The sequence below is a fragment of the Thermofilaceae archaeon genome (assembly GCA_038731975.1).
GTDB lineage: Archaea > Thermoproteota > Thermoprotei > Thermofilales > Thermofilaceae > JANXEW01.
The window spans coordinates 63312-82410 of record JAVYQJ010000006.1 but is presented as its reverse complement, the minus strand read 5'-3'; the positions used below and the strand labels follow the sequence as shown (position 1 = coordinate 82410).

Below are 19099 nucleotides of genomic sequence, written 5' to 3'. Positions count from 1 at the left end.
CTTGTGGAGCGGGACGCGGCATTGAGCCTGCTGAGGGAGCACTTGAAGGATGATAGGATGGTCAAGCACTGCCTCGCCGTCGAAGCGATCATGCGGGCAGCAGCGCGGAGGCTGGGGGAGGATGAGGAGCTTTGGGGTTTGGTTGGCCTCCTGCACGACATCGATTACGACGAGGTGGGCCGCGACCCCTCGAGGCACGGCCTCAAGGCCCTCGATATTCTCGCGGGCAAGCTCCCACCGCACGCTTTGGAGGCGATCGCGGGCCACAACGAGCACAACGGTTACAAGGTGAGCAGCCCCGAGGCTGAAAGGATCCTGCGAGCGCTGAGAGCCGCGGACCACGCGAGCGGGTTGATCATAGCGACAGCCCTCGTCATGCCAAGCAAGAAGCTGGCCGAGGTGAAGCTGGAGAGCCTGATGCGGAAGTTCAAGCAGAAGGACTTTGCGAGGGGGGTGGATCGGAACCGCGTAAGGGAGTGCGAGCAGCTGGGCTTAACGCTGGAGGAGTTCCTATCCCTCTCCCTCGAGGCGATGAAGGGGGTTGCCGCCGAGCTGGGTCTTTAGCGCACGTAGGCTTCAGCCAGCGTTACCTCCCCTTTGACCTTCGGCTCCAGAACAACCCGCGCGAAAGGCTCGTGCACCGTACCGATCCAGCGGAGCGGTCTCGTAGCCCTCAACTCCGCTTCGCAGAGCTCGATCCAGCGCCCGTCGAGCGCGCAAACCTCGATCCGCAGCAGGCCGTCCACCGTCGCCGCGATGGTGAAGGCCAGCTCGGATCCCGCCGCGGGGACGGGGTGGGAGACGAGAGGTCCCTCGACCCTACCCTCGAACGGCTCCTCGCTCCCGAAGCGGTACAGCTTCAGCGAGAGGTTTGGCCGCGGGCTACCCTCGAGCACCCTGATCTGCCAGGGGTGCAGGTCGCTCCAAACCCACTCCCTATCGACGGGGCCCCCGTCGATGTCGAGGAGGACCCCCATCGAGCCCGGCCTCATCATCGTCACGCCGAGCGAGTAAGGCTCCCCCTCGTGCAGGGCGAGGAGCCTCTCACTGTCCGTCAGCGCCATCGCTGCCCTCAGCCTGCCGTCGATGAACCAGAGGCAGAGGTTCTCGTGAACCCTCACCGTGTAGGTGTGGCGAGACGTGCTGAAGTCGCTGGGGAGGCCGGGTACGCGCAGGCTGGTCGGGTGGGGCCACGCCCCGGCGAACGCCCTCAGCGTTCTACCCTGAAGCATGAAGTGAGCCACACCGCCGCCGAAGAGGTCCTCAACTTCGAAGCCGAACCAGAGCATAGGCCCCTGCTCGCCCCAATCGGGGAGCCTGGCGTGGAGCTGGAACACGCCGTGCCGAAAGACCTCCCGGCTCCTCAGCGAGAGCGTGGTGAGGCCTGGTGGCCTAGCGTACCTAGCATCGGCGAACTCCGTGTAAGCCCTCTCCTCCCACGAGATCCTCCAGAACTTGGCTGGATCCTCGAGCCTGAACCTCTCTCCACCGGCAGCTGTTGGTTCGCGAACCCAGCAGTAGAAGAGCTCGCTGACGCCCTTCTCGAGGGCTCGGCCGAACCGGATGCCCGTCACGGAGCCGGTGCGGGAGAGGGACCTATATCCGTGTCGCTACCAGGGCGGCCCACCCGCCTCCTTTAACCGCTCGAGCAGGCTGTCGTACTGGGACGGGTCGAGGGGCAGCTTCACCGGCCTCTTCTCGACCGCCGACATCACTATCGCGTTGATGAGCTCTACGGACTTCATGCCCTCCTCGCCCGTAACCTCCGGCTCGCGATCCTCGATGATAGCCCTCGCGAAATCCCTCAGCACGGCCTCGTGCCCGGTGAACGGCTCCTCAGCGACTACCTCCTCCACGCTGTAGCTGACGCGCGGGGCCTCCGGCCTCAGAGAGGAGTAGATCGCCCTCCTGATCGGCGGAGCGTTCCGGTAGAGGAAGACCCGCGTCTCGTTCCGCCAGCCTTGCTCGACCCGCTTCGGGCTGGTTTCAACGAGGAGCATCCCCCGATCGCCCCTCACCTCGATGTTCAGCACATCGGGGAAGTCGAGCGTCGAGCACTGGATCAGGCCCTGGCACCCGTTCTCGAAGAGCACGACAGCGCTGGCCAAGTCCTCCACCTCGATGTCGTGGCCCAGCGTACCCGCGTAAGCGAACACTTCAACAGGCATCCTCCCTAGCATCCAGAGGAAGATGTCGATGAAGTGGATGGCCTGGTTGATGAGCACGCCGCCCCCCTCCGTCGCCCACCTACCCCGCCAGGCTGCGCTCGCGAAGTAGGCCATGTCCCTGTACGTCCCGTACCGTAGCAGCCCCCTGTACACGTCCCCGAGGCCACCGGCCTCTATGATCGACTTAGCCCTCCTGAAGCGCGGCTCAAACCTGTTCTGGAAGACCACGCCCAGCTTCACCCCCCTCCTCCTCGCCTCCCTGATCATCGCGCGGCACTGCCCGACCGTCGCGGCCATGGGCTTCTCGGTGAGGACGTGAATCCCCCTCTTCATCGCCTCGATGGCGATCTCCGCGTGGGTTGGGTGGGGTGTGCAAACCGAGATGGCGTCGAGCTGCTCCTTCTCGAACATGTCCAGATAGTTCCCGTAGGCCCTAACGTTGAGCCTTTCAGCGACCTCTCTCGCGCGCTCGTGGGCTACGTCGGCCACAGCGACGAGCTCGAGCTCCTCCAGGCGGGAGGCGAGCTCGGCGTGGTGCCGGCCTATGCCGCCAACCCCCACCACACCAAACCTGATTTTCGCCACGAGCAATCGCAGAGGATCACGTTAAAATCGCTTACGACAGCTTAATTAGCGGTCGCACGCTCCTTGGAGCGTAATGCGGGGGAGCTGCGAATCCTGCCCCTACTTCTTCAGAGACAGCAGGTACTGCCTGCTGATGGGCACCGCAGTTGAGGACCCGCGAGCCCCCTGCCCCCTCGAGAGGGGGAGGGAGTGCACGAGGTGCACCTTCTACCAGCCTCTCGGCAGGCGCTGCGCGCTGCTGGACAGGTTTGTCGCAAACCCGTCGACCCCTCCCTGCTCTGCTCCAAGACCTGCGGCGCCCTCGGCTCCGAGGAGCAGGGAGCTCGGGCAGAAGCTCTTCGATGCGGTGAGGAGGGGTGACGCCAGCCTCGTAAGGGAGCTTCTCAGCCAGGGCGCAGACCCCGACGTAAGGGACCGTAAGGGCTACACGCCGCTCCACCTGGCGGCTGCAAGGGGGGCGGCCGAAATTGTCGAGCTTCTGCTCGCCTACGGGGCGGACGCGAACATCGCGGGCGAGGGTGACGTTACGCCTTTGCACGTCGCGATCTACGGCGGCAGCGCGGACGTCGTCCGGCTGCTGCTCGAGTACGGGGGGAACCCGAACGCTAGGGACGCTGGAGGGAGAACACCCTACGACCTGGCCAAAGCTATCGGTCGCCTGGACTTAGCCCAGCTTCTCGAACCCTACACCAGCGCTACGCAGTGACCTTGAGGGTCAGGAGCCGAGGCGGCACCTTAAAGCTCTAAGCCGTCCAGCGGGGGTCTTCCGAGCTAGCAACCCACTCCAACCCCTGCAGAGAACTTCCCCGTTTCGAGCATCTCGTGGAAGTTCTGCTTGATCAAACCCTAAAGCATTAGTATCGCCTGAGCACCGGCTTTGGCGTGAAGTACACCCGTTTGGGCTGGACCGGCCTCAAGGTGTCGAGGATCTGCCTGGGTTGCATGTCCTTCGGCGACCCGAAACTGCAGGTTTACGGCAGCGGCGGCTGGGTTGTGGGTAAGGAGGAGGCTTTCAAGGTGATGGAGCGGGCCTGGGACTTGGGCATCAACTTCTTCGATACGGCGAACGTGTATTCGATGGGGAAGTCGGAGGAGATACTGGGTGAGTTTCTCCAGGGTAGGAGGGAGGACGCGGTTGTGGCTACGAAGGTGTACTTCCCCACGGGCCCGGGTCCCAACGATAGGGGTTTGTCGAGGAAGCACATCATGCGGCAGATCAGCGAGTCGCTCAGGAGGCTCAGGACGGATTACGTGGACTTGTACCAGATCCACCGGTGGGACTACGAGACGCCGATCGAGGAGACCCTCTCAACGCTCACCGACCTCGTCCGCAGGGGATTGGTCAGGTACATTGGAGCCAGCAGCATGTACACGTGGCAGTTCGCCATGGCATACTACATCGCCGAGCTCAAGGGCTACGAGAAGTTCGCCAGCACCCAGACCCCCTACAACTTGCTGTACAGGGAAGAGGAGAGGGAGATGATCCCCTTCTGCAAGGCGCACAAGATCGCCTACATGGCCTACAGCCCCCTTGCGGCCGGTGTACTTAGCGGGAGGTTCTACAAGGACGGTAAAATCGTTGTCCCCCCTGACGGCCCCGGCCGCTTAACCGCCACGGAGTTTTACGCGTACAAGGCCTACGTCGCTCCCCCGGAGAACGCGGAGATCGTCAGGAGGGTGATCGAGGTGGCGCAGAGCAAGGGCGTGAAGCCGGCGCAGATCGCGCTTGCCTGGCTCTTCCACAAGGGTGTCGACGTCGCAATCATCGGGACGAGCAAGGTGGAGCACCTCGAGGAGGCCGTCGAAGCATTAGAGGTGAAATTGACGGACGATGAGATAAGATACCTCGAGGAACCCTACAGACCTAAGCCGATCCTCCACATCCCACCCCCTGTCCTGCAGTAAGCCGGGCAGCCGATTGCTCCCTCCCCGTTACAGCCCGAATCATCGGTATCATGGGCGCGCAGCCTGTAGTGGCGCTTCGATGCGTTGAATCCTCTCGATGAGCAGGGTGAGTCGTGGGAGTTCCGTGTGCGGTATTGAGGGGATCCCCAGTCTGAGAGCCTTTACGCGCGTGTAGGTGTCACTTGAGACCAAGAGTGGTAAATGCCCCGCCCGCATGGCGGATACGGTATTGCGAAGGTTGTCCTCCACTACTAGGCTGGGCTTCTCGGCGCTGAGGAATACGGCCTCCTTGAGGGGTCCTGCTCCACCGTCGCGACCCACCACGTGGATACGCAAATCGGTAAAGCCCGCACTCTCAAGAGCCAGTCGTGCGGCTCGGGAGGACTGGAACGTCACAACCTTCACCTCGAGGGTCAGGTTGGCTAGTTGATGCGGATCAACGAGGGGCACGGATCTCTTTGCAGCCTCAAGCTCCGCTTCTTCCACGATGGCGGAGGCTTTCTCGTAGGCGGTCCTATCGATAACCCAAAGCCTCCTCAATGCCTCCACAATCCCCTCCCACGGCATTAGCAAGCCCTCCCGTAAGAGGGTGAGCTTGACGGCCCTCCAATCCACGGGCAAGTGCACCAGCGTCCCGTCCAGGTCGAAGAGGATCGCCCTAGCACCTTCACGCACTAACTTACGGTGCCACCATTCCAGCTTGCGCAAGTCGCTCAACATTGAGCTTACCCACTGCCTCCTCTCGCGGGGTAGCCTGCTGAGCCCAATCGCTAGCTGAGCGAGAACCCTGGCCGAATCGGAGGCGTCAAAGTCGCTGCGCCTTTCTCGCACCGAGCCTGCCAGCAGCAGACTCCAAGCCTTTGGCGTTTTTGCCAAGTACCTCAACCCGTCTAGAACCCAGTAGAAGCTGCCGCTGCGGACGTTCAAGGTGGCTGCTAAGCTCTTCGCTGATTCAAGCCCCTCGGTGCAAGCTACAGCCAGGACGGCCGGGAAGTGGTACCCGAGTGAGACAGGAAGGTCCAAGCTGCCCCAGAACTTCGGGTTAAGCTCAACCACGTGGTACTCCCCAGTTTCAGGGGTGAAGCGCGTTTCAACCATGATCGGCCCCGTCCACTTCAGCAAACCGATGATCTCCCGTCCCAGTTTGAACAGCCTGGGATCGATCACCGGCCCTCTTGCCGCCAAGCTTGCCCCACCAGCCGGATCGTACTCGAGGATCCTTTGGTGCGTGAACTCGAGGATCGGTTGCCCGCTCAGAGCCACGGCGTAGTACCCCCTACCGACACCCGGGACGTACTCCTGAACGAGGCAGGGAGCCCTCTCAGCGGCCCTCTTCTCCGCCTCCTTCCAATCTGGGAAGTACTCAGGCCTCGAGGCGTCCCCTAACCCCTTTACGACTAGGGGCGGCTCGAGAGCATCGAGCCCAACGACGGAGCCGGGCTCTCGAACGACAACCTGCCTTGGAACCCTGGCTATCCGATTCAGGAGCTGGGGCAGCCTCTCCTTGTCAGCCGCCAGCCTAACGGACTCGAAGGGGGGAGCTGCAAGCTCGCTCCCTACGCTCTCGAAGAGATCCCGCTGACGGGAGAAGGCTTCAACGTCGACGAAGTCAACCGGCATCACAAGATCCACCTTCCAAGCTTCAGCGACCTTCGCAGCGAACATAGCCCAGGCCGGCCCACTCCTGGAGCACCTCACTACAGCCTTCCTATCGAAGTACCTCGAGAACAAGTGGGGATGCTTAGCGTGCGACAAGCCGTAGACAAGGTAGCCGTACTTCCTTAGGGAAAGTGCTATTGCGAGTGCCTTCCTCGAGGCTATCGATGCTACCAGCACCCTTCTCAATTTCTCACCCGTAGTTGTCCACCCAGTACTCCCACAAGCTCAGGCAATTTGTCAGCCATGCGCCCCTACTCTTAAGGAAGGAGAGCAGGCTTCTGTACATCCTACCCCACTCGCCGTAGAGTAGCTCGCAAAAAGTATTGTTGTGCCAGAGCACCGTTAAAACCCCGCTCAACTTCTCCACGCGGTAGACCAACCCCTTGATCATCTCAAACGCCTCTCCAGGCTGGACGCGCATGTAGCCCCAGAAAGTGGTGTCCATGACGGCCAGCGGGATCTCCAGCATGCCCAGCACACGGTCATCGACGACCGGATGGAAGGGGTAGCACATCCCATTCCTAAAACCCGGCCGGTCTGGGAAGGCTAGCGTCGTATCGTACTTGAAGCCGGCCGCCTCAACCGCCAGCCAAGTGTCGGGGTACGCGAAGCGCAGGTAGTGCATGCGCACTCCCACAACCCTGTACCCGCTTAACGCGCTCTCCAAGAGAGCCTTCTCCCTAGCCAGCCTTCCCGAGTCGTTGTAGGAAGCATAACCTGCGTGAAGCCCGACCTCCCAGCCCTCATCGGTGAGCCCTTCGAGGCGCCCTGCCAGGAAGTCCAGGCTGTAAAAGTCCTCGTACCTCTCGTCAAGCCACTCCTTCGGCGTAGCCTTCACCATTAAGCTCGATACTGCTGAGAACTCACGCTCAACCTCTACAACTCGGTCCAGCGAGTAGGGGTTATATAGGCGCCATCCGCTGATCGAGCCCAGCCTCCACAGCAACTTCGCTCGAAGTGGAGTGTTTTTCCCCTTCCCGTGCAGCACTCTATCGGTATGCCTGGATGGAGGGTACGCCCAATCAACGTCGTGCGTCAAGCAAACGGCGAAGCGCTTTCCCTTCGGCCACTCGACGTGGAAACCTCTCTCATGCAGGAACTCGGAGACTATAGGCTCAGCAGGGTCGCCGCCAAGGCTTTTAGCCAGCACTCGACCGTGCGGATCCCTTTCTGCGGCTTTCTCCCTCTCCAGAACGTATACCCTCCATAGTTCGCTGCTTAACTCGTTATGTCCCACGCGCATTTACGCGCGGCTTTCGAGTAAAGGGCATAAATGCTTTCAGATTCCAACGCAGCTAAATGAGCGTTATAGATCAAGCGATCCTTCGCCCTCTCAGCAGCCGTGCGGTTAACAACACCGGCGCCGTGTTATACTCTGCGCGCGGTAGAGCGCCAGCACTGCCGCAGAGACGTCAGATGAACGGTGAGAAGGTCGTGGCGCGCGCCGGATTTTGAACCACCGACCTCGGGGTTTCTCCCCGAGCGCACGGTTATGAGCCCCGCGGGATACCTGGCTTCCCCACCCCGCTCGGGCAGCGCGTGATAGCAGCCGTGGTAGCGGGGGGTGGATTCTCCTCCGGCGCGCGCCATTTTCAGTAGGGGGTCAAACCCCTTTTAAGCATTACTTACTTGCTCATCCTCGATTAAGGAGCGGATTGAAGGGGGTGGGTGTGGCGGAGAGCGGTGTAATCGTGAGCCCGCGTGAGATGGGGCGCGGCGTCGTTGAGGTACTGAGGAGGATTGGAGTGCCAGTCCGCTTCGAGGAGATGGGAGTGGTGGACTTCAGGGTAGGCTCCGTGGGAATCAAGAGGCTTACGGCAGAGGAGTTTGAAAGGCTTACCGCCGAGAGGGGGGCTCGCGGGCTGGCTGAAGAGCTCGCTGAGGCCGGTGTTCTGGTGATCGTGGTTGAAGGGGGGCTCGATACCGAGCGGAGGCACTTGGCTGAGGCTGCTGCAACCCTGGCGCTGAGCGGTGTGAGCGTTGTGAGCACGAGCGGGGCGGAGGAGACCGCCTACGTCGTCTACGCCTTCTACAGGAGGATGACCGCCCGCAGGAGGAGCTACCTGCCCCCCTCGAAGCTGAGGAGGGGGAGCCCCAGGAACCTCGCCGAGGTGCAGATCTCGCTCCTCACCTCGGTACCCGGGATCGGGAGGGAGACGGCGCGCAAGCTACTGCTGCACTTCAAGACGCCTCGCAGGGCGCTGACGGCCCCCTTCCACGAGCTCGAGAAGGTTATCGGCAGGGCGAAAGCGAGGAAGCTAACCGACGCGCTCGACACGATCTACCCCCGAGCTCTCGGCGAGGGGTCCTTAACCGGAGGGTACGATCAACCCCCCTAACTCTTGAGAGGTCTAGGAGGGGGCGGTGGCGGCGCTCCAACCCACCTCCGCCTCGCGATCTGCAGCGCTAGTACCGCTGCGGTGAGTGTCGAGAGGGCTGCGAGGGCTATCGCGAGGGTGAGCAGAGTTCTTGAGCGCTCTTCCTCCCTCCTCAGTGCTTCCCTCAGCGCGTCGCGCTCGAACCTGGCGGCCGCGAGCTCCCGAGTTAGAGCCGAGTAGTTGTCCTGCAGCTGGGTGTAGTTTGCCCAGAGGCTCCTGTAGCTCTGCTCCAGGCTGGCGAGCTGGGCTTCCAGTGCGCTGAGCTTGGCGTTGAGGACCACTATGGTGGCTGACGCGTTGCCGTAGAGCACCTTGCACCTCTCGCTCTCGTTGAGAGCCTGCAGGTAGAGATTCCTCCAGTGCTCCGCGCTTGGCTCGTAGACGGTAACCACGTGGATCATATCGTAGGTGGCGTAGTAGTACCTGCTGTCTATCACCATGAAGTCGCGCGGGCTGGTGAAGTCGACGGCAACCCAGATCACGTAGCTCCCGAGCCGCGGCACAGAGTCCTCGCGAGACTCGATAACCCTCGTCTCGCCCTCTCCCATCCTCCCCTCCCAAAGAGTCTTCCAGCCAAGCTGGGGGCCGCCCGGCACGATGACGCTCACCCTGACCCTCACGTCGACCTGACGAGAGGCTGTGACGGTGACGCGGTAGGTGAGGGGGCCGTAGAACCCCTGCACAGACGCGTCAACCTTCACCGACACGGGGAACGGCTGAGCTAGGGCAAGCTGCGTCAACGCCAGCGCGGCGACGAGCAGTGGGGTAACTCTCATTGCGGTGCGACCGTGAGGCTTGCGTAATAAAGGTAGCTAGCTCAGAAAGCGAAACTTATTTCGTCTAAAACCTAAAACCTTTCACCTCCGAACCCGCGCGTGCAGCCAGCTCTCAAGCGCGCGCAGCGCCGCCTTCCTCCTCTCGAACCCCGTAGGGCTCGAAGCTAGAAGGACATCCTGCACCAGCTGGTTCAACTGCGGTGGCCTCTCCCCCAGCGAGAAAGCGGTGTGCAGGAGCCACTTGTCAGGGGGCGGAGGGACCCCGTTGTAAACCGCGAGGGCGCGCAGGAGGTGCCTCAGCGAGGTGATTGCGGCGAGGTGGGCGCTGAGCGGGTCGCCCCTGTGCAGCCACGCATCGATGTCGCTCAGGCTCCACCCGGCCTTGGACAGCTCCTCCATCAGAAGCCTCCGCCTCTCGCCTTCGCTCAGCGGCACCTTCAGCTCGAGGAGCTTTCTCACCAGCCCGTACGGGTCGTATCTGACGAGCGCGTGGAGGAAAACCCAGCGCTCCTCAAAGCTCCAGCGCTTGTAGAGATCCCTCTCGTAGTCCCTTACCTCGAGATCGATCGTGAAGCCCCTGTACTCGTACTCCTTCTCCCGGGGCCAACCTAGCCTAGCGCCCCTCCTCTTGTACACGACCACGTCGATGTCGGAGTGCTCGTCGAAGTACCCGCGCGCCAAACCTCCTAAATAGACGATGCCGACAACCCCCCTCTTACCCGTGAAGGCTGAGGAAACCTCATCGGCAACCCTCCACGCTGCGGCAAGCAGCTCCGAGCCCCTCCCCTTCTCGTGATGCACGGCGGTGGAGCGGGAAAGCTTGTTTAAAAGCGGAGCGTAGGGGGGCGCCGTGAAAGCCAGCACTCCAGCAGTAGAACAGGACTCCTGGCGTTTAGCCAGGCTCTGGGCGGCCATGTTCTTCCTCTACGCGGGGACCGGCTCGGCTAACCCGCTCCTCCCCGTCTACATGAGCTGGAGGGGTCTCGCCGACGTTGAGATCGGGTACCTGGCGTCGCTTGCGGCCTCCATCTCGCTGGCCGCCACGCTCCTCATCAGCTACTTCTCCGACGTGATCGGGGGGCGCAGCTCGCTCCAAGCCCTGCTCTGCCTAGCTTCGGCTTCAGCAGTCGTAGCGTACACCGCGGCCACGGGCTTCGCCCACTTCGCCCTCCTGCACCCCCTCTACATCGCACTGGCCTTCTCGACGATGTCTCTGAGCGCGGCCGTAGCGATGGACTACCTCGATCAAGCGAAAAGGGGGGCGGGCTTCGGCGCGATGAGAACCTCGGGCGCCGCCGGCTGGATCGTCGGTACGCTGGCGGGAGGCTACTCGGCGCAGGTGTGGGGCTTCCACGCCTCCTTCGCCTTCTCCGCAGCCTTCTTCACGATTTCCGCGCTCCTCTACGGCCCGGGGCTCCCGCGGCTCGCGGCTCGCGGTGAAGGGAGCAGGAAGCTCGACCTCGGGGCACTGAGGCGGGGCGACGTGCTGTCCGTTGTGGCTGCGATAACCGTTGCTTCCATCGCGAACCCTGCCTACTACACCTTCCTGCCGCTCTACATGACTCAGGGGCTCCACGCGTCCAAGCTGCTCGCCTCCCTCGCCTTCACAGTAACCCCTCTCGCCGAGATCCCAGCCATGATCCTGCTCGGCTCTCTCTCCGATAGGGTGGGGCGCAGGAAGGTCATTGCAGTCTGCCTAGCTGCCTACCCTGTCCGCTTCATGCTCACTGGCTTACTTCGAAACCCCCTACTCGTCATAGCGGCACAGCTCCTCCACGGCTTAACCTTTGGTGGGCTATACGTCGTCACCGTGGCATACTTGACCGAGCAGATGACCGGCGCAGCCGGAGTGGCCTCCAGCATCTTCCCCGTAGCCTCCAACGTTGGTAACATGGTAGGGGGCTACCTGCTCGGCGTGCTCCTATCAACGTACGGTTTCACAACCATGTACCTGGCCGCCGCAGCCATCTCCAGCCTGGCCATACCGCTGCTCTACGCTCGGGTTCGGATCAATTTTAAGTAGCGCCAAGCGCTATTCACTATTGTTGTGGCCGGCGAGCGTCACGGGATGAGAAGGCGCAACTCGGGCTTGAGTGAGCGGAGCAAGGTCGTCCTCTACAACGGGTTGGCGATTTTAACTCTCGCTCTGGTAGCCTCCCTACCTCTCCTCCCCAGCGTTCAAGCGGCGTTCACCTGGATGGGATACTACCTGACGACCCCCTACGCCAAGCTGCCCTCAGCGATCGTCCAACTCAGGGTTCGGGTGAGGGGGCCCGACGGCAGCTACTCCGCTGTGCGCGACGTGGCCGTCATCTGGCTGGCCAGCCCAACGAACAACCACACCTCGAGGGTGGTGCACAGGGGTCTCGGGGATTCAGCAGTCATTGCGCTGCCGAGAGTCCACCTCAACAGGGTGGCGAGCGTGGACGGCTTGGGCAGGGTGAGCTGGGTGGACCTCTACAACGTCGAGAACCTGCTCATCGTCGCATCCACCGTCGACAACTCGTGCGGAGCAGTAGTCATCGGCATTGAAATGAAAGACCCGGTCATCGGCCTCACCGTTGAGGTTGAGCCCGCCTCAAAGCTGGCAGGACCCTCAGCACCCGCGCCTTCTAGCACATGGTACCACCTAGTTGAGGTGCAGGAGCGGGACGGGCTCTCCGCATTCACGGTTCTGCACCCCGATTTGGGCGTATCCGTAGAGCTCACCGTACCGCAGGGCGTTTCGTTTTGGTTCGAGTCGAAGAGCAGAGCGGCTCCCAGTTACAGCAGCCTACCGAGTGCGAGCTGGAGCAGCGGAATGTCGGGGGTTTCACTACCCGGCACCCTCACGTTCCACTCTACGGTACGAGCACCGGACGGCGGCTACTGGATCAGACTAGGGATGTGGATCCGGTGGAGGTACGAGAGGTGGGAGAGGTACGATAACGGCGTTTTAACGCAGATAATCGAGTGCATCTTCCCCCACCGGGCCCTGGGGGGTGCCTACTACCTTGAAGAGGGATCTTACACTCCACCGGCTATGAGTGGAAACGTCAAACCGATAGGTGACGGTGGTGCCTGCGTGACCTGGAGCATCTCAGGTACCTGGCAGTTCGGCGGTCTCAGCGTCTCCCTATCATTCGGAGTTTCCTACCCTACAGGTGGAGTGACGATAGGGGTGAGCCTCAGCTTCGTGATAAGGTACGCAGCTTCCAGCGTTAGGGTCTGCGTCATAAGAAACGCCTACGACCCCTTCAGGTACTCAGTCTACGCGTTCGATCAGGGAACGAACTGGGGCCGAATCTTCACGGCCTGGATACCGGATACCTAGATGGGCTAGAACCTTTCGTCAGCCTCTCTCCCGATCGTAAAGATCCGTTTCCCGGCTTACGTACCTCCGCTGAGGGTTCTTTCAAGCCACTCGGAGTAGACGTCGAAGACGTTGGCTAGGTAGGTGAGATCTTCGAGCTCGAGCTTCCTGAGTATGCGCTTCACGTTGCGCTCCTCGATCTTCGAGAACTTCGGGTTCCTCCGCAGCACGTTGAGCACGGCTTCGATCAGCCTATCCTTCTCCGCTTCCTGGGTGGCCACGGTGGGCCGTAGCTCGCGGGGGCCTAAAACTTCACTACTCCTTTATCGAGAACCTCCGGACGATCACCTTCTCGAGGCCGCCCTTCCGCACTCTCACGGCGATTTCACCGTTGCGGCCGGGGAAGGCGTAGGTGGCGAAGTAGCCGTTGCTCACCGGCACGGGCTTCCCGTTCACCTCCACTTCAGCCCCATCCTCGCAAACCCCCCTCACGAGGACCATGAGCGGCCCCCAGACGATCGGCTCCCACTCCGGCGGCTCGGTGAGGACGAGGGCTAGAGGCCTCTCCCTCAGCTGAACCAATTCCCTGACCACCTGCTCCCAGACCTCCAGCAGCTTCCCGGGGTCCCGTGCGTAGCCGGTTATCGATGGGACGACCCTGCGGCAGAGCTCGAGCGCTCTCCGCTCGAAGGGTAGCTCGAGGGCTTTCCCGCCCAGCTCCCTCTTCACTGCCGAGATCTCATCCTCGAGGAGCTTGAACAGCTCGTAGTCCTCTAGGCCGTCCCTCATCGCCTCCAGCCTCAGGCTGGGCAGCGGCCCCCGCTTCCCCGGGTAGACGATGTGCGTGTCGCCGGGCGGCAGCTGGGGGTTCAGCTCCTTGAAGGGGTCGCCGTGCCACCAGTTGTAGCCCCAGTGGAGGAAGCCCTTGAGGTCGTAGGCGTAGTTGATCCAGTGTAGGATGCGCGTCTTGAGTAGGGGGAAGTCGATGAAGCGGTTCGGGTACCTGCCCTGAGGGTTGAGGCAGGTGTAGAACCAGAGCGCAGCCCCCTGCCTCCTCGCAGCCTCGTACTCTTCCATCCACTGGTCGTAGTGGTGGAGCGTGGGAACCCAGATCTCGAGGTCGCCGCCGAAGCCCGTCGTCTCGACAGCATCGATCCTACGGAGCCCGGGCGCGTGCTCCTTGACCAGCCTCGAGACCCTCCTCCACTCCTCGACGCCGTCCTCGGTTGGCTCGTCAGCGACGTGGACCACTGTTTTCTCGAGCCAACCCTTCTCGCGGAGGTGAGCTTCTAGCGCTCCAAGCAGGTGGGGTAGCACCTGCTCCCCGGGTTCGCTCCTCACGTCGCCCGGCCCGTAGACGACATCGAAGCTCCTCAACTGGATCTCCCGCCCACCCCACTGCTTGAAGCCTGCAACGTGGGTGAGCTCGATTAGATCCGCGCCGTACTTGAGCAGGATCTCCACGTAGCGGTCGAAGATCGTGAAGTCGAACCGGTAGCCTTCAGCGCTCCTGTAGACCCTAATCGTCTCGAGGGGGACCCAGAATACGTTCTGCCGGTACTCGCTCATGAACTTCACCCACCGCTCGAAGATCGGCCAGAACTCCTCCGACCAGAGCTCGACGCCGTGGTGCTTGGCGATGTTCCAGACGCTGAACCAGTTGGTGACGTAGAGGCTCCTCCTGCCCGGCAGCGTCACGGGGTGCACGGTCAGCACCACCTCCAACCTCGCTTCGAAGCCCCGCGCCTTAGCCACAACGTAGCCCCTGTACACGCCGGGCTCGGCGTCGGGTGGGACGTAGATGCGTAGGTAGCAGGGCTGTGTCACGCCCGCCTCCAGATCCACCTCCTCCAGCTCCTCGAGGATGGGGTCGGGGATCTCGCAGGGCGCCCGCCTCTCCAGCTCCTCCGCCGGGGCTGGGGAGTTGAAGGTGAGCGGGATCGAGCCGACGAAGAAGGCCTTCACGTTCCTCGAATCGATCCTCCCCTTCTCCGTCACGAGGTCTGTGGTCTCGAGGCGAAGCCCCTTCACGGCTTCGCTGCTCCAAACGCCGAACATGCTGCCGACGTACTCGTTCCTCACCGCTGAGAGCCTGAGCGGTTGCACCTCGTCCGGCGGAGGCGTATCCTTGAAGACCCGCTCCATCGGCTTGGCGGGGAAGGCGACCAGCTTCACCGCCCCACCCTCTCTACGCTTCAGGAGGGCTGCGAAGAGCGCGGCGAGCAGCGCCACTGCCACCGCAACCCAAGCGAGCTTCAGATCCATAGCCCTCGAGGCGCGACGGGCGCTAATAAGACTGCTCCCGGGCTAGCGCCGCTCTACGGGCGCACGGGCTAGTGGCCGTGGTGTAAATGCCTCTTCCACTCCCCCGGCTCGTGCAGGTGGTAGAAGGCTCGCTCGACGACTTCGGATAGCGCCGGGTGTATGTGCATCCCCCGGTAGATCGGCGCGGCCGTTCCGTCGGAGTACATCAGGTTGACGATCTCCTGGATCAGGATCGAAGCCTCGGGCCCCACGATGTGGGCCCCCAGTATCCTTAGGGTTTCGCGCTCGAGGATCACCTTGACGAAGTAGTCCTCCGCCATCATAGCCTCCCCCTTAGCGGTTTCGCCGTAGGTCGCAAACCCAACGAGGATATCGTACTTCTTCGCGGCTTCCTCCTCCTTCATACCCACGCTCGCGACCTCCGGCTCCGTGAACACCGCGTGGGGGACCGCGTGGTACTCGGCCTTCACCTGCTCGCCGAGGAAGGCGTTCCGGTAAACGATCATGCTCTCGTAGTTGGCCTTGTGCTTGAACATCAGCCTGCCAGTCGCGTCGCCGAAGGCCCACACCCCCTCCTTCGTCGTCCTCAAGTACTCATCAACGACGATCCAGCCCTTCTCATCGACCTTCACGCCGGTCTTCTCGGGCCTCGTGATGTCGCTGTTCGACCTTCTGCCGCTTGCGATTAGGATCAGGTCCGCTTCGAACTCGACGTTATCCCCGGTCAGCTTGTTCTCGGCGACAACGATCTGGCGCCCCCCGCTCCTCCTGAACTCGACAACCTCGTGGTTCACCCGTATGTCCATGTAGCGCGAGAGATCACGCCTCAAGAGCTCAGAGATTTCTGGCTCCTCTTCGGGCAGGATCCTGTCCCTCCTCTGCAGGATCGTCACCTGGCTCCCCATCATAGCGAGGAAGAAGCCGAGCTCCAGGCCGACGAAGCCCCCACCCACGACAACGGTCCGCCGGGGCAACTCCCTTAATTCGCGAAAGAAGCTGTCGGATGTGTGGTACTCCACCTCATCGATCCCCGGTACGTTGGGGACGGCCGGTCTCGAGCCGAGGCAGAGGAGGAAAACATCCCCCTCGATCTCCCTCCCAGCCACGTCCACCGTGTACTCGCCGATGAACGTGCCTGTCCCCTGGTACAAGTCGATGAGCGGGTGCCGTTTAAGCGACTCCTCGATCATCCTGCTCTCCTCGGAGATTCTGCGCCAAACCCTCTCCATCGTTCGGGTGAAATCGACAGATTCCAGCTTTACATTGATGCCGAGCTTGCCCACCTCCCTTACCCTCCTGACGTTCCTCGCGACCTCCACCAGCATCTTGGACGGTATGCAACCTCTCATCAGGCAGATCCCGCCGACCATGTCCCTCTCGATGACCGCCACCCTCCCCCTGTAGCCCCTCGCAAGCAGCGCTGAAACGATGTTCATCGCAGAACCTGTGCCGAAGGCCACCACGTCGTAGTGTTTAACCATCGAGAAAGGAGGACCCCAGTAGGGTAAAATAAGGCCGCCGGCCTTCGCATCAACCGGTTTAACCCACCCCCACTGTAGCAAACGGGGGGCGGAGTACTCAAGCTCAGGTAGCGCTCGCCCTCGCATGCCCCTCAACTTGCCGCTGCCTTCGTCAACAGCGCAAGCCATATTTACGCGGGTCTGAGTGCAGCCCGTGGACTTCTACGAGGTTGTGAGAAGGAGGAGGAGCATCCGCGCCTACAAGCCCGACCCTGTTGAGGATGAGAAGCTCTTGAGGGTGCTTGAAGCCGCTAGGCTGGCCCCTTCGGCCGCCAACAGGCAGCCGTGGCACTTCATCGTCGTGAGGGATCCGGAGGTCAAGGAGAAGCTGGGGAAGGCCTACCCTCGAGAATGGTTCGTGAAGGCCCCCGTCATCATCGTCGCCTGCGCCGATCCCACTGTCGCCTGGAGGAGGAGGGATGGGGAGGAGTACTGGAAGGTGGACGTGGCGATTGCGATGGAGCACCTCGTGCTCGCCGCAGCCAACGAGGGGTTGGGGACCTGCTGGATCGCCGCCTTCGACGAGCGCGCCGTGAAGGAGGCTCTAGGCATCCCCGAGCACATTCGCGTCGTCGCGTTGACGCCGCTCGGCTACCCCGCCGAGGAGAAGGGGCCCGTGACCGATAGGAAGCCCCTCGACCAGATCGTCCACTACGACAAGTGGTAGCGTGAGGATCTCCATCTGCAACGAGGTCCTCCCCCTCCCGTGGGAGAAGGCCTTAGAGGTAGCCGCGGGGCTGGGCTTCGAGGGGGTTGAGGTAGCCCCCTACACGCTGGCCTCTAACGTGAGGCAGATCCCACGCGCGGAGCGGGTTAAGCTTCTAGAGGCGGCGCAGAGCTTCAGCCTCGAGATCTGCGGGCTCCACTGGCTCCTCGTTTCGCCGCCGGGCCTCCACCTGGCCCACCCCGACCCCGCGGTCAGAGAGAGGACGGTGGAGTACATGGGCGAGCTAGCCCGCTTCTGCGCAGACCTGAACGGCAGGGTAATGGTTCTGGGCTCGCCGAAGCAGCGCAGCACCCTACCCGGTCAAAGCCGCGAGGACGCGTGGGTCCTGCTGAGGGACAGCTTGTTCCGCGCCTGCAGGTACGCCGAGGACTTGGGCGTGGTGATCGCGCTGGAGCCTCTCGCCCGCCACCTCACCGACATGGTCAACACCCTCGGTGAGGCTGTGAGAATGGTGGAGGAGGTGGGCTCGCCGGCCCTGCGAGTCAACCTGGACGTCTACAGCATGACCGACGAGGGGAGGCCCTACGGGGAGATCATCCGCGAAGCCGGCCCGCTGCTGGCGCACTTCCACGCGAACGATACCAACGGGCTAGCCCCCGGCTCGGGGTCGGCCGACTACCGGGAAATCCTCTCAGCGCTGAGAAGCGTGGGCTACGGAGGGTGGTTGTCGATCGAGATCCTCGGGAGTGTTGAGGACCCTCTAGAGGCCGCTAGGATGGGTTTGCGCCACCTTCGATCGCTCCTCGCCGCGCCCTAAACGCTAAGGGGGGTAGGGACAGCGCCGCTGCCGCGGCAGCTGAAGCGGCTAGCGCTTCGAAGCCGAGCAGTCTAGCGGCTGCTCCGATCAGGGGGCCCAGCGCGTAGCCGAGCCCGATGGTAGCTTCGAAAACGGAGGTGTAGGCCCCACCCGCGTTGAACACGCCCTCCAGCGCTAGCGTGTAGATGAGGCTCTGCCCTACGCCGGCTGCCGCCGCCAGCAGCGCGTGCAGGGGGATGCTCGAGCTCCACGGTGAGGCAGCGACGGCCAGCAGCAGGGGTAGGCTGAGCAGGGCGGGGAGCTTGAGGCGGCCAGACGCGTAGAAGGCGGCGGTTCTCCCAGCCATCATCGAGAAGGTGGCTAGAGAGACGCTGTAGCTGGGCAGGCCCAGGCGCTCACTAACGAGGGGGTAGAAGGTGAGCAGCCCTCCGGCGCTCGTTGAGTAGCCTACGCAGAGGAGCCAGGACTTCCACATCCCACGCAGGCTGGCTCGAGCAGCGCTTTTCTCCTCGCTCCGCCCCTTGAAGCGGAGCGGGAGAGGGGTTAGAGCTAGGGCTGTGGCCGCGCAGATCGCGTATAGCGCTTGGAAGCCGAGGTTGAGCAGCGGCGCGATGGAGAGCGCTCCCGTTAGGGAGCCCGCGCTCCACGACACGGAGAAGGCGTGCACCGAGCCCCTCTGAGCCGAAACGGCTTTCTCGACGCTGGGCCAGAAGATGCCGTAGGCGAGGGAAACCATCCCCGCGGCGAAGGCGAGCTGGACCGGCGTGCGGGCGGCGGACAGCATCGCGTAGCTGAGGGCGATGAGAGCGAGGGAGGCGGATGTCGGCCGCCGGTAGCCGTGCTTGCGGACGATGAACTCGGAGAGGAGGGCGCTGGGGACGTAGAGGAAGAGGCTGACCCCCGCCAGGACACCCACCTCCGCCTCGCTCAAGCCGAGATAGCTGGCGTACAGCGAGAGGACGGGTAGGAATAGCGCCTGCAGGAGCGATGCTGCGTACGATACGACGTAGGCGTGCACGATCGAGGCTCTACACGCAGGGCTTTTTAAAGCCGATCGGGCGAAGATT

General features: G+C 62.6%; 18 protein-coding genes. 8 read left to right on the top strand and 10 right to left on the bottom strand.

The features are described from left to right. Positions 1-564: HDIG domain-containing protein (locus QXF46_04705; GenBank protein MEM0226154.1), on the top strand; the 564-nt coding region annotated here is incomplete at its 5' end. Here the strand turns inward: QXF46_04705 and QXF46_04700 are convergent. After that, positions 561-1574 (bottom strand): hypothetical protein, encoded by a 1014-nt coding sequence (locus QXF46_04700; protein ID MEM0226153.1) that lies wholly within the window; start codon positions 1572-1574, stop codon positions 561-563. The genes QXF46_04705 and QXF46_04700 overlap by 4 nt on opposite strands. A 36-nt stretch (positions 1575-1610) precedes the next feature. After that, the gene (locus QXF46_04695; GenBank protein MEM0226152.1) at positions 1611-2753 is read right to left on the bottom strand and encodes a Gfo/Idh/MocA family oxidoreductase; all 1143 of its coding nucleotides are present in this window, start codon (positions 2751-2753) and stop codon (positions 1611-1613) included. Positions 2754-2826: 73 nt separating this feature from the next. Between QXF46_04695 and QXF46_04690 the strand changes: the two genes are divergently transcribed. Beyond that, positions 2827-3459, top strand: coding sequence for an ankyrin repeat domain-containing protein (locus QXF46_04690; GenBank protein MEM0226151.1), 633 nt, complete (start codon positions 2827-2829; stop codon positions 3457-3459). A 176-nt stretch (positions 3460-3635) separates the two neighbouring features. Then, positions 3636-4658 carry an aldo/keto reductase gene (locus QXF46_04685; protein ID MEM0226150.1) on the top strand — a complete coding sequence of 341 codons (1023 nt, stop codon included), beginning with the start codon at positions 3636-3638 and terminating at the stop codon, positions 4656-4658. A gap of 48 nt (positions 4659-4706) precedes the next feature. Here QXF46_04685 and QXF46_04680 read toward each other — a convergent pair whose 3' ends face one another. Both QXF46_04680 and QXF46_04675 read right to left on the bottom strand, forming a co-directional pair. Further along, the gene (locus QXF46_04680; protein ID MEM0226149.1) at positions 4707-6503 is read right to left on the bottom strand and encodes a hypothetical protein; all 1797 of its coding nucleotides are present in this window, start codon (positions 6501-6503) and stop codon (positions 4707-4709) included. A gap of 4 nt (positions 6504-6507) precedes the next feature. Continuing rightward, a complete protein-coding gene (locus tag QXF46_04675) occupies positions 6508-7560 on the bottom strand; it encodes a polysaccharide deacetylase family protein (GenBank protein MEM0226148.1) in 1053 nt (350 codons plus the stop codon). Between the two features lie 427 nt (positions 7561-7987). Here QXF46_04675 and QXF46_04670 point away from each other — a divergent pair, with 427 nt between their 5' ends. After that, entirely contained in the window at positions 7988-8656 is a 669-nt protein-coding gene (locus QXF46_04670) for a helix-hairpin-helix domain-containing protein (GenBank protein MEM0226147.1), read from the top strand. On the opposite strand, the gene QXF46_04665 is transcribed toward QXF46_04670, so the two are convergent. Both QXF46_04665 and QXF46_04660 read right to left on the bottom strand, forming a co-directional pair. Then, positions 8653-9471: a hypothetical protein gene (locus QXF46_04665; protein ID MEM0226146.1), complete on the bottom strand. Its 819-nt coding sequence runs from the start codon at positions 9469-9471 to the stop codon at positions 8653-8655. The two genes, QXF46_04670 and QXF46_04665, sit on opposite strands and share 4 nt — an antisense overlap. An 81-nt stretch (positions 9472-9552) precedes the next feature. Next, positions 9553-10272, bottom strand: coding sequence for a nucleotidyltransferase domain-containing protein (locus tag QXF46_04660; GenBank protein ID MEM0226145.1), 720 nt, complete (start codon positions 10270-10272; stop codon positions 9553-9555). A gap of 49 nt (positions 10273-10321) precedes the next feature. Here QXF46_04660 and QXF46_04655 point away from each other — a divergent pair, with 49 nt between their 5' ends. Together QXF46_04655 and QXF46_04650 are read left to right on the top strand one after the other, a co-directional pair. Further along, entirely contained in the window at positions 10322-11494 is a 1173-nt protein-coding gene (locus QXF46_04655; protein MEM0226144.1) for an MFS transporter, read from the top strand. Between the two features lie 24 nt (positions 11495-11518). Then, positions 11519-12784, top strand: coding sequence for a hypothetical protein (locus tag QXF46_04650; protein MEM0226143.1), 1266 nt, complete (start codon positions 11519-11521; stop codon positions 12782-12784). A 56-nt stretch (positions 12785-12840) separates the two neighbouring features. On the opposite strand, the gene QXF46_04645 is transcribed toward QXF46_04650, so the two are convergent. The 3 genes from QXF46_04645 to QXF46_04635 form a co-directional block, all read right to left on the bottom strand. After that, the gene (locus tag QXF46_04645; protein MEM0226142.1) at positions 12841-13044 is read right to left on the bottom strand and encodes a hypothetical protein; all 204 of its coding nucleotides are present in this window, start codon (positions 13042-13044) and stop codon (positions 12841-12843) included. 34 nt (positions 13045-13078) lie between these two features. Then, entirely contained in the window at positions 13079-15028 is a 1950-nt protein-coding gene (locus QXF46_04640) for a DUF4091 domain-containing protein (protein MEM0226141.1), read from the bottom strand. A gap of 68 nt (positions 15029-15096) precedes the next feature. Continuing rightward, positions 15097-16635 (bottom strand): dihydrolipoyl dehydrogenase, encoded by a 1539-nt coding sequence (locus tag QXF46_04635; GenBank protein ID MEM0226140.1) that lies wholly within the window; start codon positions 16633-16635, stop codon positions 15097-15099. Positions 16636-16702: 67 nt separating this feature from the next. Between QXF46_04635 and QXF46_04630 the strand changes: the two genes are divergently transcribed. Beyond that, positions 16703-17215: a nitroreductase family protein gene (locus tag QXF46_04630; protein ID MEM0226139.1), complete on the top strand. Its 513-nt coding sequence runs from the start codon at positions 16703-16705 to the stop codon at positions 17213-17215. A 1-nt stretch (position 17216) separates the two neighbouring features. Beyond that, positions 17217-18032 (top strand): sugar phosphate isomerase/epimerase family protein, encoded by an 816-nt coding sequence (locus QXF46_04625; protein MEM0226138.1) that lies wholly within the window; start codon positions 17217-17219, stop codon positions 18030-18032. Here the strand turns inward: QXF46_04625 and QXF46_04620 are convergent. Beyond that, positions 17986-19050 carry an MFS transporter gene (locus QXF46_04620; protein MEM0226137.1) on the bottom strand — a complete coding sequence of 355 codons (1065 nt, stop codon included), beginning with the start codon at positions 19048-19050 and terminating at the stop codon, positions 17986-17988. The genes QXF46_04625 and QXF46_04620 overlap by 47 nt on opposite strands. Positions 19051-19099: the final 49 nt, after the last annotated feature.

Excerpts from the sequence above, each read along its gene's own strand:
- QXF46_04635 (MEM0226140.1), bottom strand. The coding sequence starts at position 16,635 with ATGCGAGGGCGAGCGCTACCTGAGCTTGAGTACTCCGCCCCCCGTTTG.
- QXF46_04665 (MEM0226146.1), bottom strand. The coding sequence starts at position 9,471 with ATGAGAGTTACCCCACTGCTCGTCGCCGCGCTGGCGTTGACGCAGCTT.
- QXF46_04640 (MEM0226141.1), bottom strand. The coding sequence starts at position 15,028 with ATGGATCTGAAGCTCGCTTGGGTTGCGGTGGCAGTGGCGCTGCTCGCC.
- QXF46_04690 (MEM0226151.1), top strand. The coding sequence starts at position 2,827 with ATGCGGGGGAGCTGCGAATCCTGCCCCTACTTCTTCAGAGACAGCAGG.
- QXF46_04675 (MEM0226148.1), bottom strand. The coding sequence starts at position 7,560 with ATGCGCGTGGGACATAACGAGTTAAGCAGCGAACTATGGAGGGTATAC.